The following is a 15,040-nucleotide window of genomic DNA, read 5'->3' on the forward strand; positions in this document are numbered from 1 at the left end:
CGCCGATCACTTCTGCGGCATGCCGTGACGCTCGCCCTGGCGGGCATCACGGCCACCAGCATCGGCGCCGGACCGTTCAGTGTGGGGGCGGCGGCTGCGACCCCGGTGGCGGGCAAGAGCCTGGCGTCGATCACCGAGCGCCCGGACGCCTTCTCCGCAGCGATGGCCGCCAGGAAGCAGCACCACCGGGTGGAGGTGACCAACGACCGCACCGAGACCTCGACGACCTACGCCAACGCCGACGGCACCTTCACCATGGAGCAGTCGGAGCAGCCGGTCCGGGTCAAGACCGCCACCGGCTGGGTCCCGGTCGACACGAAGCTCGCCGCCAACCCCGACGGCAGTGTCTCCCCCGTCGCCCACCCGGGCGGGCTCCGGCTGTCCGGCGGCTCCACCCAGGACAACGAGCAGACCCTGGTGACCCTGGGCGACGGCAGCTCGGCGGTGACGCTCTCCTGGCACGGCAAGCTGGCCAAGCCCACGCTGTCCGGCTCCACCGCCACCTACCCGAACGCGCTGCCGGGCGTGGACCTCAAGATCCAGGCCACCCGCACCGGCTTCGAGACCTTCCTGGTGCTGCGGGCCAGGCCCGACAACTCCCTCTCCTTCACCCTGCCGCTGCGCGCCCACGGCCTGACGGCGGGCGTGAACAAGGCCGGGGGCGTGGACTTCCACGACGCCAAGGGCAAGGTCGTCGGCTCGATGCCGGCTCCGACCATGTGGGACAGCGCGGTCGACCCGCACACGGGTCAGCCCTCGCACACCGCGCCGGTGGCCCTGTCCACCACCACCAAGGACGGGGTGGTCTACCTCACCTACACGGCCGACAGGTCCTTCCTGGCGACCGCCTCCTACCCGGTGACCGTCGACCCGGCCACCTCGCTGGGCCGCAACCACTGGCTGCTCGCCTCCGCCTACGAGCCGAGCCGCACCTACTTCGACTCGGACAACAACGCCGACGTCGGCACCCCGGACGGCGGTACGCACGCCTACCGGTCGTTCTTCTCCTTCGACCCCTCCGCGGTCTGGGGCAAGCACGTCCTGAGCGCGACGCTGAACACCAACGAGACGCACTCGTGGACCTGCACAGCCTCTCCGGTCGAGCTGTGGGACACCGGTTCGTTCACCTCTGCGTCCAACTGGTCCAACCAGCCCGCCTGGAACTCCAAGCTGGGCACCCAGACCGTCGCGAACGGCTACTCCTCCTCCTGCCCGGCCGCGAACGTCGCCTGGGACGTCACCGGCGAGGTGCAGGGGTGGGCGGCCACCAACGCCGCCGTGGGGACGATGGCCCTGCGGGCCACCAGCGAGACCGACTCCACGCAGTGGAAGTGGTTCGACAACAACCCGTCGGTCTCGGTGACCTACAACTCCTATCCGGGTTCCCCTGCGGCACAGGCCGTCAGCCCGTCCGTCACCACCGGGGGCACGCTCTACAGCAACACCCCGACGCCGACGCTGTCGGCCACCGACACCGATGCCGACGGCGGGAGCCTGACCTACTCGTTCCAGGTGCTCTCCGGCTCCACCGTGGTGGCGACCGGCACCGCCTCCGGCGTCTCCTCCGGCGGCACCGCCTCCTGGACCACCCCCTCGCTGGCCAACGGCGCCTACACCTGGCAGGTGCGGGCCAACGACGGCACCGACAACGGGTCGTGGTCGGCCGCGCAGGCGTTCACCGTCAACGCGAACATCGACGCCGCGCCGACCGTCTCCTCGACGGCCTACCCGGCGGGCGCGTGGACCGCACAGGCGTCCGGCGGCGGGTCCTTCACCTTCGCGGACACCTCTTCGGACGTCACCGGCTACGTCTACGGCCTGGACCAGAACCCACCCTCGGCCTTCACCACCGGCTCCTCGGTGACCCTGAACCCCGGGCCCGGCCTCCACACCCTGTACGTGCAGGCCCAGAACAGCTCCGGGAACCGCTCCGGCATCACCTCCTACACCTTCGGCGTCGGCAGCTCCGGCATCGCCGAGCCCGCCGACGGCTCGACCGGCTCCTCGACCTTCAACCTCAAGGCCGCCGCGCCCAGCGGCGCCACCGGGGTGACCTTCCAGTACCGCGTCGGCACCAGCGGCAGCTACACCACCATCCCGGCCGGCGACGTCACCAACGCGGGTACGGCGCTCACCGGTTGGCCGGTCGCCACCACGGCGGTCACCGGCGGCACCTCCTCGCCCGAGCTGGTCTGGAAGGCGTCCAAGACCCTGGCCGGCGACGGCCCGCTGCAGATCCAGGCGGTCTTCGCGGGCGGCTCCACCACCCCGGCGGTGACCGTCACGCTGCAGCGCAACGGAGTCGGCTCGGACTTCGCCTCGACCTCGCTGGGCCCGGTCTCGGTCGGCCTGCAGTCGGGCAACGCCTCTCTGGCGGCCACCGACGTCTCGGTCGCCTCCTACCGGGCGGGCCTGGGCGTCTCGCGCACCTTCAACTCCCTCGCCCCGGCCACCCCGTCCATCTTCGGCCCCGGCTGGACCGCGTCGCTGCCGGTGCTCGGCACCTCGGCGTCCTGGTCAGCGCTGGTCGACGGTGGCAGCTATGCACAGTTGACCGCGGCCGACGGCTCGGTGCGCACCTTCCTGGCCGGCAGCACGGCCGGCGGCGTGACCGCGTACAACGGCCAGGGCACCACCGCCACCTCCGGTCTGGTGCTGACCAAGTCCTCGACCGGCTTCCACCTGGTGGACGCCGCCGGGACGAAGGTCGACTTCGCGGTGCCGGACGCCAGCAAGCCGTCCGTCTACGCGCCCTCGCTGGTCACCCAGCCGGGCACCAACCGCTCGACCGGCTACACCTACGCCGGTGGCAAGCTGGTCCTGATCACCGCGCCCGACCCGGCCGCGGCCGACAACGCCGCCACCACTGCGGCGTGCGCCTACCCGGTCGCCGCGTCCTCCTGGGCCGCCGGCTGCCGGGGCCTGGCGCTCAGCTACGACTCGGCCACCGGCAACCTCGCCGAGGTCGACTTCGTGGCCGTCGACAACACCAACGGCTTCCAGAAGATCCCCGTCGCCGACTACGCCTACGACGGCAACGGCCGGCTGACCGCCGAGTGGGACCCGCGGATCAGCCCCGCGCTGAAGAACCAGTACGGCTACGACGGCAGCGGCCGGCTCGCCTCGGTCACCCCGGCGCAGGACCCGGCCACCGGCAACCTCAAGCCGTGGACCTTCAGCTACGACAACACCGCCGGTGACGTCGACTACGGCAAGCTGCTCAACGTCACCCGCGCGCACGGCGACGGGACTTCCGCGGTGCAGTCGGTGCTCTACCACGTGCCGGTCACCAAGGCGGCGGGCGGCCCGCTGGACCTGGACGCCGCGACGGTGGCCACCTGGGGCCAGTCCGACGTACCGGTCTCCGTGGTAGCCGAGTTCCCGGCCGACCACCAGCCCGGCTCGACCCCGGACTACACCTGGGCCACGCTGCACTACTACGACGCGGCCGGCAACGAGACCAACACCGCCAGCTACGGCAACGGCTGGCACGTCACCACCACCGAGTACGACACCAACGGCAACGTGGTGCGCAACCTGACCGCGGCCAACCGCGAGGCGGCGCTGGCCTCCGGCCCGTCCGCCACCGCGCCGACGTACGTCGGCCGCAGCGGCTCCAAGACCGGCACCGGCACCGGGCTGACCTCCGTCACCGTCCCGGTCACCGCGGCGGTCAAGGCCGGCGACGCGCTGGTCCTGTCCACGATGCTGACCAACTCGGTCAGCAACAGCGTCGCGGGCAACGTCACGGCCACCGACAGCCAGGGCGACACCTTCCAGGTCGTCTCCGACGTCAACGACGGCTCCGCCAAGGACCGCACGCTGATGCTGGCCGCCTTCGGCGTCCACGCGCTGTCCACCTCCGACACCGTCACCCTGCACTTCCCCTCCACCAGTGAGTACCACGTGGCGGTCGACGAGATCGCCGGCGCCAGCGGCCTCGACGTCAGCTCCTCGGCGACCGGCGCCTCGGGCACCAACGTCAACACCGGCAACACGCCGACCACCGCGACGGCCAACGAGCTCGTCTTCGGCACCTCCGGCATCCAGGGCGGCGCCGCCACCTCCTGGACGGGCGGCTTCACCGCGCTCCCGACCCTGCTCGTCTCCGGCGACCAGCTCGGCACCGCCTACAAGACCACGTCCGCCACCGGCGCGTACGCGGCGACGGCCACCGCCACCCACTCCTGGCTGGCCGCGGTCGCCACCTTCCGCTCCGGCGTCAACTCGGCGGCGATCGCCCGGCAGTTGGACACGGAGAACGTCTACTCCGCGGACGGCACCGAGCTGCTGGACAGCTACGGCCCGATGCGCTCGGTCTCCGTGGCCGGCTACAGCACCCCGCAGCAGGCGCGCACGCACACCCACAACGCCTACGACGAGGGCGCGCCGGGCGGCGGCAAGGACGCCAACGGCACCCCGTTCCGCCTGGTGACCACCAAGACCGAATCGGCCGGCCTCGGCGCGGCGGTCCCGGCCGCGACGGACACCGACACCCGCACCACCAAGAACGTCTACACCATCGGCTCCGACGCCTCCGGCTGGACGCTGCGCAGCCCGCTCCAGACGGTCACCGACCCCTCCGGGCTCGGCATCACCCGCACCACCCGCTACAACACCGACACCGGCCTGTACGGAGGTGAGCCGCTGGCCGTCTCGGCCTCGCTGCCCACCGACACCGCCGGCACCGGTGCCGGCACCACCAACACGGTCTACTACACCGCAGGGGCCAACACCGCGGACGCGGCCTGCGGCAACCAGCCGAACTGGGCCAACCTGGTCTGCAAGGTCTCCCCCGCCGCCCAGCCGGGCTCGACGGGCCTGCCGGCCCTGCGGGTGACCCAGTACACCTACAACCTCTACCTGCAGCCGCTCACCAAGACGGAGACCTCCGGCTCGGTCGTCCGCACCACGCAGACCGGCTACGACGCCGCCGGCCGCCAGGCACGGGTCTCGGTCCGCACCACCGGCGACAGCAGCGTCGCGCTGCCGGACCAGGTCACCGTCTACTCCCCCGCGACCGGCCAGGTCACCGACCTCCAGACGGTCGACGCGGGCAACAACGTCATCGCCGACACCAAGGCCGGCTACGACGAGTGGGGCCAGGGCACCTCCTACACGGATGCCGACGGCGTGGTCTCCGCCACCGGGTACGACGTGGCGGGCCGGATCGTCACCCGCTCGGACGGCAAGGGCACCACCACCCTCACCTACAACGGCGGCAACGAGCGCCGCGGGCTGCCGACCGGCGAGAACGACACCCAGGCCGGCACCTTCAGCGGCAGTTACAACGCGGACGGCCAACTGACCGGCGAGGTCTACCCGGACGCCACCACCGGCACGCACAGCTACGACGCGACCGGGCAGGCCGTACAGCTCGGCTACGGCAACGCCAACTGGTCCGGTTCCCTGGTCGACTCGGTCGTGCCGACCGTGCACGGCAACTGGGCCACCCGCGCCACCCTCAACAGCACCCAGACCTTCGGCTACGACGCGGCCGACCGGCTGGCCGGCGTCGCGGACACCCAGGCCAACCAGTGCACCACCCGCAACTACACCTACGACGCCAACAGCAACCGCACCTCGGTGAAGACCGCCGCGCCCACCGGCACCGGCGCCTGCCAGACGGCCACCGCGACCACCGTCACCAACAGCTACGACGGCGCGGACCGGCTGACCAACACCGGCTACGCCTACGACGCCCTCGGGCGGACCACCACCACCCCCTCGGCGGACGCCGCGAACACCGGCGACGTCACCGCGACCTACTTCTCCACCGACCTGACCGCCAGCCAGACCCAGGGCTCGGACCTGCGCACCTTCACGCTCGACCCCCAGCTGAACCGGTTCCGCACCACGGCCGACAGCGTCTCCGGGGTCACCACCACCAACCACTACACCGACGGCTCGGACAGCCCGAGCTGGACGGGTGACAGCAGTGGCGGCTGGACCCGCTACGTGCCGGGCATCGACGGACAGCTGGCGGGCTCCTTCGCCTCGGCGGGCAACACCCTCTACCTGACCAACCTGCACGGCGACGTCATGGCCACCACCGCACCCACCGGTGCGGCCGCCCCCACGGCCTCGTTCACCTACGGCGAGTTCGGCGCCGTGGAGACCGGCACCCCCGGGCGCTACGGCTGGCTCGGCGGAGCCCAGCGCTCGGCCTCCGGCCTGGGCGGCACGCTGCTGATGGGCGTGCGCAACTACAACCCCAACACCGGCCGCTTCCAGCAGACCGACCCCGTCACGGGCGGCAGCGCGAACGCGTACGACTACGGCGACCAGAACCCGCTCACCAACGCCGACACCACCGGGGCCTGGTGCTACACCATCCAGGCGTACGCCAGCTTCTGCGGCGGCGGCGGCGGAATCTCGGTCGGCATGAGCCGGCAGCAGATGATCAACATCCTGGCCAAGGGGGCCGGCGCCATCTACACCCAGGCCTGCAACTACTTCACCGACGGGCTGGCCAGGCCGATCTGCTCCTACGCGGGCAAGCTCATGGCCAGCGCGGTCCAGCGAGCGATCCCCCGGGGGTGGCTGCCCCGGACGATCTGGGTGAACTTCCGCTACGGAGTCGCCTGGCACTACTGGATCCCCCAGCCGTACTTCTACTACGCGAGCACCAACGTCTACTGGTAGCCCACCGGTAGCCCACTGGTAGCCCACGACGCGACCGGCCCCACCCGCTCCAGCGGGTGGGGCCGGTCGCCGTTCTCGGGGATTCCGCAGGTCACCGGCAGTGTGATCCCCCTGCGATCCGGGTGGGATCGCCGATCGACATTCTCGGCCCACCGCTCCACCCTCCGGAAGGAACACCATGCGCAGAACTCCGACCACGGCAGCCGTACTCGCCGCCACGGCACTCGGCTCCCTGCTGGCCCTGGCCGCCCCCGCCTCCGCGGCCACGGGGAACGACTGCTGGAACACCCACGGCGTCATCATGTGCGTCAACAACTACGCCGTGGCCGCGGCGGACCCGAACTCCATCCCCACCGGGACGTACCACATCTGCAACTCGGGCGGGTCCACGAGCACCTTCAGCTACTGGCTGCGGGACCGGACCACCAATGTCAACTACCCGACGAACCGGGTGACCCTGAGCCCGGGAGCCTGTACCTCCGCCATCGTCTTCCACAACACGGCCGGCCACCCGGTCTCCACGTACGCCACCGTCGGTTCCGCCACCTACGGCACCGACCCGGTGTCCCCCGACTACCTGGGATGACAGTGGCGCGGCAGCCCCGGCTGCCGCAACCGACCCCCTGAGCCATGGAACTCCGCGGAAGGCCACACATGTTGGACGTCCTGGGTCTGGACCAGGTTGCCGAGGCCGTGTACCGAGGGATGCTGGCCTACCCGAAAGCCGGGGTGGCGCTCCTGGGACACCACCTCGGGCTCACCGAACAGCAGGTACGACACGCGCTGGAAGCTCTCAGCGAGCTGGCCCTGGTCCGCCCGTCCGCCGATCCCGACGCGCTGCCCGAGGCGGTCAACCCGCAGGTCGGCCTGGAGTTGCTGCTGACCCGTCAGCAGTCGGAGCTGGCCGCGCAACAGCAGCGCGTCGAAGCGTCCAGAGCCGCTGCCGCAGCCCTGATCTCCGAGTACGCCACGCTGCACCCGCGGGCCGGCCATGCCGGGGCCGAGCAGATCATCGGCCTGAGCGAGGTCCGGGACCGCCTGGCGCTGCTGACCGAGCAGGTGCAGGAGGAGGTGCTCTCCTTCGCGCCCGGCGGGCCGCAGACGAGGGAGAACATGCGGGCCTCCCAACCGCTCAACCAGCGGCTCCTCGACCGGGGCGTGGGGATGCGCACGGTCTACCTCGACAGCGTCGCCAACGACCCGGCGACCGTCGAGTACGCCCGCTGGCTGGCGGAGCGCGGCGGCGAGATCCGCACCGTCCCCGCGCTGCCCACCCGGATGATCATCGTCGACCGCGCCACCGCCGTCATCGCCGCCAACGGGGAGGACAGCTCCCAGGGTGCGGTCGTGCTGACGGGGCACGGCACGCTGACCGCCCTGTGCGCCCTGTTCGAGAGCGTCTGGGCCACCGGTCACCCGCTGGGCGAGCCGCGCACCCTGGACAAGGACGGCCTCAGCTCGCAGTACCGGGTCGCGCTCTGCCTCCTCGCCGAGGGCTTCACCGACCAGGCCATCGCCAATCGCCTCGGCATCTCCCCGCGCACCTCCCGCCGGATGGCGTCCGAGCTGCTGGAGAGGCTGGGTGCCCGGAGCCGGTTCCAGGCCGGCGTCCACGCCGTCAGGAACGGCTGGCTGGGCGGCGGAGGCTGACCACGCACCGTCGCGCAACCTGACACCATCGGCTACTATCCCGATCACACTGGGATCACGGTGGGGCTCACCCGGGGACGACCCCGTGAGCTGGGGGTTGTGGGCGTTCTTGGGGGGACGACGTCATGGCGTCGGACAGGGTTGAATTCGGCGTGCTCGGACCGCTGTCGGTGACGGTCGGCGGGGAGGTGCGGACTCTCGGGTCGGCACTCCAGCGCAATCTGTTGGCCGCGCTGCTGCTGAAGGCCAATCAAGTCGTGTCGGTGGAGACACTGGTGTCGGTCGTGTGGGAGGAGAACCCGCCGGAGGCACCGCGGCAGGCGTTGAACAACCACATCATGCGGCTCCGCAAGGCCCTCGGTCCGGTCGCGGCCGAGCGGATCCGGACCCGGGCACCCGGTCTGCTGATCGAGGTGCGCCCCGGCGAACTCGACACGGAGACCTTCATCGGGCTGTACCGCCGCGCCCGGTCGGCCACGGCGGACCGGGACTGGCACGTCGCGGGGGAGGACACCCGGGCCGCCCTCGCGCTGTGGCGCGGGCCCGCGCTGCTGGACATCCCCTCGGAGCAGCTGCACCACGAGCACTGCGAAGCCCTGGTCGCCCTGCGCTTCCAGACCGAGCAGCTCCAGATCGACTGCGACCTGCACCTGGGCCGTTTCGCCGAGGCCGCCGCGCGCGTGCACGGGCTGCGCATCGAGCATCCCTGGCACGAGCGGCTGGTGGCACAGCAGGTCATCGCCCTGTGCAGCAGCGGCGAGCAGACCAAGGCGCTCGGCATCTACCGGTCCTTCCGCGACCAGTTGGCCGACGAGCTCGGTCTCGAACCGGGCCGGGAGCTGCACCTGCTGCAGCAGGGGGTGCTGCAGCAGGCGGCCACGGCACAACTCCTCTCCCTGGTCACCGGGGAGCCCTCGACCGTGGACCGGGTCGCGGGCCTGCCGGAGCAGATCGAGCCCCCGGCCCTCTCGATGGCGGTGGGCTCACCCGCGCCGACGGACCCTCAGCCGGTCGGCACGGAGCCGGTCGGCACGGAGGTTGCCGGTACGGAGGCGGTCGGTACGGAGGTTGCCGGTACGGAGGCCGCAGGGCCCGTCCGGAAGCGGTGGCGCGGCATCCCGCAGTTCGTCCGGACTGCTCTGGTGTCCGTCCTCGCCTGCGCGCTGGCAGTCGGCGCGGTGGTCTCGTTCGGTGGCAGCGGGGCCAAGAGCTCGCCGACGACCCCAGCCACCTCGGCCGCCCCGGCGGACCAGCAGGTCAGCCTGCGGACGGCTTCCCCGGACGGACAGGTGCGCTACCGGGGGCGGATCGCCTTCGACGACCAGATCCTGACCACCAGCGGCGTCAACGTCCCGGTGCTGGCCCGGACCCGGCGCGGTGATGTCGTCCTGGTGGCACTCACCCTGACGGCGACCACCGCGGGCCAGGTCGCGGTGAAGGACACCGCAGGGAACACGTACACCATGGTGGGCGACATCGTGGACACCTACTGGCACCGCACCATGCTCTTCGCCGCCTTCAACGCGAAGCAGCTGGACACGGCCGACCAGATCAGTGCGAGCTACCCCAAGGCCAGTAAGTACCACCTGGCGGCCGACGTCTTCTCGGGCGTCAGCGCAGCGACCGGCCAGGCCGGCGGCTCCAACGTCTACGACCACAACACCACGGCGTTCAGCACCAGCGCGGCTCCGCTCACCTGCACGGCAGGGGACCTGCTGGTCAGCGTGGTCGCGACCAACACCGGCCCGAAGCCGCAGTTCTCGGCCGACTGGCAGGCGCTGCCGGAGCTGCGACTCTCCTCCTACCGGCAGACCACCGCGTACCGGTTCGTCACCACGACGGAGAAGTGCGCGGCGACCGGTACCACCACGGCCCAGTGGGAGGCACTCGCCGTGCTGCTGCACCGCTGAAGACCCAGCTCAGCGGTGCTGTGACCGCCATGGGATCGCCCTGTGAGCCGGATCCGTGAGGCTCCGCTCCACAACGATCCGTGGCTGTCGAAGGAGCACCGTGAGAACTACCCCTCATCCAGGCCGCGCTGCCGTCACCGCGCTGGCCGTGACGGTCGCCGCGCTGGCCGGCGCGGCACCGGCGCACGCGGTCGGGACGACGTACTTCGTGGGTGGGGCGGGCTGCTCCGACTCCGGGCCCGGGAGTGGCTCACAGCCCTTCTGCACCATCTCCAAGGGTGCCTCGGTCGCGACCGCGGGGGCGACGGTGCTGGTCGCCTCCGGCACCTATGCCGAGAAGGTCACCGTCCCCAACTCGGGCGCCCCCGGCGCGCCGGTGACCATCAAGGCCGCCACCGCGGGCGGGCCCGTCGTCACCGGCGGGGCGAGTGGCTTCGTCGTCACCGGCCGCAGCTACGTCACCATCGACGGCTTCACCGTCACCCGCACCACCGGCACCGGGATCGCGCTCAGCAGCTCCGACCACCTCACCGTCAGCCACAACACGGTCAGCTACGCGGGCCAGCCGGTCTCCGGCCAGAACGCCATCGGCGTCGACCTGACCAACGTCAGGGACTCGCTGCTGCTGGGCAACGTCTCCGACCACAACTCCTTCCACGGCTTCCGCCTGGGCGGCGGCTCCACCGGCGACACCGTCCAGTCCAACGAGGCGTCGTACAACGCCGAAGGCTGGCAGCGCAACGCCAACGGCCTGGACGTGGTCTCCCCCGGCAACCTCGTCGAGGACAACGTCTTCCACGACAACGAGGACTCCGGGCTGCAGTACTACAGCGGCGGCGACAACAACGTCGCCGTGGACAACGTGCTCTACGACAACGGCGACCACGGCATCGACAACAACGGCGTCTCCGGCGGGGTGCTCGTCGGCAACACGGTGCACGGCAACTGCACCGACGGGATCAACGTCGAGGGCAGCTCCTCGAACTTCACCGTCGAGAACAACATCGCCACCGACAACGCGATCAACACCGCCTGCGCGCACGGCCCGGCCGGCAGGGACGGCGCCGGTCGCGCCGGGGAGATCGGCATCTACGACACCGCCACCAGCGGTACCACCGTCGACTGGAACCTGACCCACTCCTCGGTCGCCGGGGCCAAGCTCTACCAGTGGGGCGGCACCGGCTACTCCACCCTCAGCGGCTTCCAGGCCACCGGGCAGGGCGCGCACGAGCTGCTGGCCGACCCGAAGTACGCGGCCGCCGCCAGTGGCGACCTGCGCCTGACCACGGGCTCCCCCGCCATCGACTCCGCCAACTCCGGTGCGCCCGACGAGCCGTCCACCGACGCGAACGGCGCGACCCGCGCCGATGACCCGGCCACGGTGAACACCGGGGCGGGCAGCCGCGCGTACGACGACCGCGGTGCCTATGAGTTCGCCGGGCAGGCCGGCCCGCCGCCGTCCGTGCCCACCGCGGCGCTGAGCCTGACACCGGGCTCCGGCACCGCCCCGGTCACGGTCACCGCCGACGCGAGCGCCTCGACGGACATCGGCTCCACCATCTCCGGCTACACCTTCACCTTCGGCGACGGCACCGGCAGCACCACCCAGAGCACGCCGCAGCTGACCCACAGCTACCCCGCCGCGGGCACCTACACCGTGACCCTCACCGTCACCGACGCGACCGGCGCCACGGCCACCACCACCGGGTCGGTCACCGTCAGCGCCCCCAGCGGCGGCGGCTCGGGCACCGGCCCCGCCTACGTGGGCCGGGTCGGCGGGGCCACCGGCACCGCCGGCGCCACCACGCTGACGCTCCACCCGGGCACCGCCGGCGTCAAGGCGGGCGACGCCCTGGTGGTCTCGGCCATGCTCACCAACACCAAGGCGGGCACGGTGTCCGCGAGCGACACCCAGGGCAACCACTACGGCCTGACGGTGAACCAGTCGGACGGCGCGGGCGACGCCACCGTCCTGCTGGTCGCGACAGGGGTCAAGGCGCTCAGCGCCACCGACACCATCACACTCACCTTCCCCGCCACCACCGAGCAGCACCTGGCCGTCGACGAGTACGCCGGCGTGACCGCGGTCGACCAGCATGCCTCCGCAGCAGGCACCGCCGCCGCGTTCAGCTCCGGGGCGACCGCGACCACCACCGCTGCAACGGAGCTGCTGGTCGGCGCGGCCGGGGTCCAGGGCGGCAGCAACGTGACCTGGTCGGCGGGCTTCACCCCGCTGCCGGAGCTCTTCGTCTCCAGCGACCAGCTCGCCACCGCCTACCAGCCGGTCACCGCGACCGGCGCCTACTCGGCCACCGGCACGGCTGACAGGCAGTGGATGGCCGGGGTGGTGACGCTCAAGTAGTCGACGGGGGCGGGCGGGCCGCCGCGCTCGCAATGACCGGCCACCGCGCCCGCCAACCCCGTGTGAGAGACGTGCTGACTCTGCTGACCGACCGACCGTTCCAGGCTCGGCCCGACAGGCGACGGATCTGACCGTCCGCTGAGGTCCGCCGCCGGATGCGTGGCGATCCAGTCCTGGGCATCGCGCAGGCAGTCGCGCTCGGCCAGTTGCACCCGCAGGTGCGTACTGAACTGGCGTTGAGTCCCCGGGCGACGCAGGAAGACGACCAGGTGGCGGGCGAGGGCGAGGGTCAGACCACTGGGACTGTACACCGGTGTCCCGCCGGTGCGTGTCCTCATACGACCAGCCTGCTCGGTGTGGTCGACGTCCGCAATACGCCGATCCACCCCTCTACGCCACCGCGCCGGTGGGTGCCGCGTCACGACGTCCGCAGCCGTCGGAGTCACCGACGGTGAACGGTAGCGTGAGGCGGACCTGGAAGCCGCCGTCCGAAGTCGGGCCGACGGCGAGGCTGCCGTGCAGCATCCCGGCTCGTTCGCGCAGGCCGATCAGTCCTTGTCCGCCGCTGGGCAGGTCGCACGGCGGGCCGGCTCCGGGGCCGTTCCGGATCCGCAGGTAGAGGTGCTCCTCGTCGGTGTCGAGCCGGACCGTGGTGGTGGCGCCGGGCGCGTGCTTGCGGATGTTGGTCAGACTCTCCTGCACCGTGCGGTAGATGGTGCGGCCGACCGGTTCAGGCAGCAGCCTGCCGGTGAGAGCTGGTGCGACGCTCAGCGTGGTGTCGACACCGGCCTCGACCACCAAGGCCGGCAGATCGGTGAGGCGGGGTTGGGGCAGCAGGCCGGTCCGGTCCGGTCCCGCGGTGCGGAGCACCAGCAGGATCGCCCGCAGCTCCTCCAGGGTGGCCACGGCCAGCCCCCGTAGCGTCGCGGCGGTCTGACGCACGTGTTCGTCGTCGGTGGTCACTTCGAGTGCGCCGGCCTGTACCGCGATCAGCCCTGCCTTGTGGGAGACGACATCGTGCATCTCCCGGCTGATCCGGGCCCGTTCGAGGTTGACGACCCGCTGCTCGTGCAACTGCCGCTCCTGCGCCCGCAACCCGTCCAGCTCGGTGATCCGAACCGCCAGCTCACGATGCGCCAGGTGGAGCAGGCCCAGCAGGACCGGCGCCATGGCGAACAACATCCCGTAGGTCCCGTGGCGTGCCAGCTCGGCGGTCGACCAGTGCTCGGGCACGACCTGGGTCCAGGAACGGCTGGGGTCCCAGCGCAGGGTGGTGCCCAGCCCGACCAGGGCGCCCGCTCCCAGCAAGGCCCAGCGCGGCGCGCGACGATGGACCAGCGCAGTCAGGGTGAAGAGACTGGCCGGCAAGGCGTGGGTGGTCACCAGCGCCGGGACGGTCAGGAGGAACGCCGCGGCGGGTCGGCGGTGACGGATGAAGAGCGCTCCGACGGCCGGCACGATCATGGCCCGGAGCGGCCAGCCGTGGTGGGCGATCTGCGGCAGGGAGTCGAGGACCGCCGCGAGTGCCAGGACGAGATCGCCCGTCCAGCGCAGAACGGCAGTCGGCGGCGCGACGAAGAGCAGGTCGTAGAGCCTGCTCCCGGCTCGGTCGAACGCCGTCACGCCGCCGTGCCCCGGCCGGGCCGATGCACCGTCAGGCCGCCCCGGGTGGCGATGACCGCCGCCTGGACCCGGGTGGTGACCCTGAGCTTGATCAGCACCGAGCTGAGGTGATCCTTGACCGTGGCCGCACTCAGGTGGAGCCGTTCGCCGATCCTGGGGTTCGACAACCCCTCGGCCACCAAGGCCAGGACCTGCCGCTCACGCTCCGACAGCCCTGCCAGATCGGTGGCCGGCCCGACGGAGCCGAGCAGGCCGTGCAGCAGCCGCCGTACCACCGGCGGCGAGAGGCAGCCACCGCCGGTGCCCAGTGCCCGTACGGCGCTGACCAGTTCGCGCGGGCCGGTGTCCTTGAGCAGGAAACCCTTCGCCCCGGCGCGCAGCGCGTCGTCCAGGTACTCGTCCGCGTCGAACGTGGTGAGCATCGCCACCTGCGGCGGCTCGGCCAGGCGACGCAGACGGCGCAGCACCGTCAGTCCGTCGACGTCCGGCATCCGCACGTCGAGCAGGACGACCTCCGCCCGACGAGCCTGGGCCAGGCCCACCGCCTCGGCGCCGCCGCAAGCGGCGACCACGTCGAGATCGGGGGCGGCGCCGAGGATCGCCGCCACTCCGCTCCGCAGCAGGTTCTCGTCGTCGACGACCATCACCCGCAGCGGGGTGCACGCCGAGAACAGCACTCGAACACCTCTTCCTCGCCCTGACCGGCACCTGCCGAACAGCACGACACAGCAGGTGGCACGCACCGTCCGCACGAACGGGGCCCGCGGCTACCAGGCTTCAGCAGCGGGCCGACAGCGGCAAGGACGCGTTTCCCGCCTTTCGAGCCAGGGCCCGCGCGGCCGGCCGAGGC

General features: G+C 71.7%; 7 protein-coding genes and 1 pseudogene. 5 read left to right on the forward strand and 3 right to left on the reverse strand.

Features of this window, described 5'->3' with window-relative positions; translation table 11 throughout:
• Positions 1-24: 24 nt before the first annotated feature.
• The 5 genes from ACR68M_RS12305 to ACR68M_RS12325 all read left to right on the forward strand — a co-directional run bounded on the left by ACR68M_RS12305 (position 25) and on the right by ACR68M_RS12325 (position 12,567).
• Positions 25-6,645: an RHS repeat-associated core domain-containing protein gene (locus tag ACR68M_RS12305; protein WP_441250500.1), complete on the forward strand. Its 6,621-nt coding sequence runs from the start codon at positions 25-27 to the stop codon at positions 6,643-6,645.
• A gap of 178 nt (positions 6,646-6,823) precedes the next feature.
• A complete protein-coding gene (locus ACR68M_RS12310; RefSeq protein ID WP_441250501.1) occupies positions 6,824-7,231 on the forward strand; it encodes a hypothetical protein in 408 nt (135 codons plus the stop codon).
• 68 nt (positions 7,232-7,299) lie between these two features.
• Positions 7,300-8,295: a helix-turn-helix transcriptional regulator gene (locus ACR68M_RS12315; protein ID WP_441250502.1), complete on the forward strand. Its 996-nt coding sequence runs from the start codon at positions 7,300-7,302 to the stop codon at positions 8,293-8,295.
• A 125-nt stretch (positions 8,296-8,420) separates the two neighbouring features.
• Complete coding sequence (locus ACR68M_RS12320; RefSeq protein WP_441250503.1) at positions 8,421-10,205, forward strand: AfsR/SARP family transcriptional regulator; 1,785 nt, start codon at positions 8,421-8,423, stop codon at positions 10,203-10,205.
• 100 nt (positions 10,206-10,305) lie between these two features.
• Positions 10,306-12,567: a right-handed parallel beta-helix repeat-containing protein gene (locus ACR68M_RS12325; protein WP_441250504.1), complete on the forward strand. Its 2,262-nt coding sequence runs from the start codon at positions 10,306-10,308 to the stop codon at positions 12,565-12,567.
• Between the two features lie 137 nt (positions 12,568-12,704).
• Here ACR68M_RS12325 and ACR68M_RS12330 read toward each other — a convergent pair.
• The 3 genes and pseudogenes from ACR68M_RS12330 to ACR68M_RS12340 all read right to left on the reverse strand — a co-directional run.
• A pseudogene (locus ACR68M_RS12330) lies at positions 12,705-12,860 on the reverse strand (GlxA family transcriptional regulator); the annotation flags it as partial.
• Positions 12,861-12,957: 97 nt separating this feature from the next.
• Positions 12,958-14,190, reverse strand: a complete 1,233-nt coding sequence (locus ACR68M_RS12335) for a sensor histidine kinase (RefSeq protein ID WP_441250505.1) — start codon at positions 14,188-14,190, stop codon at positions 12,958-12,960.
• Positions 14,187-14,867: a response regulator gene (locus ACR68M_RS12340; RefSeq protein ID WP_441250506.1), complete on the reverse strand. Its 681-nt coding sequence runs from the start codon at positions 14,865-14,867 to the stop codon at positions 14,187-14,189. The genes ACR68M_RS12335 and ACR68M_RS12340 overlap by 4 nt, the downstream gene beginning before the upstream one ends.
• Between the last annotated feature and the right edge of the window lie 173 nt (positions 14,868-15,040).

The sequence above is a fragment of the Kitasatospora sp. McL0602 genome, from assembly GCF_052076145.1.
In the GTDB taxonomy this organism is placed as follows: Bacteria; Actinomycetota; Actinomycetes; order Streptomycetales; family Streptomycetaceae; genus Kitasatospora.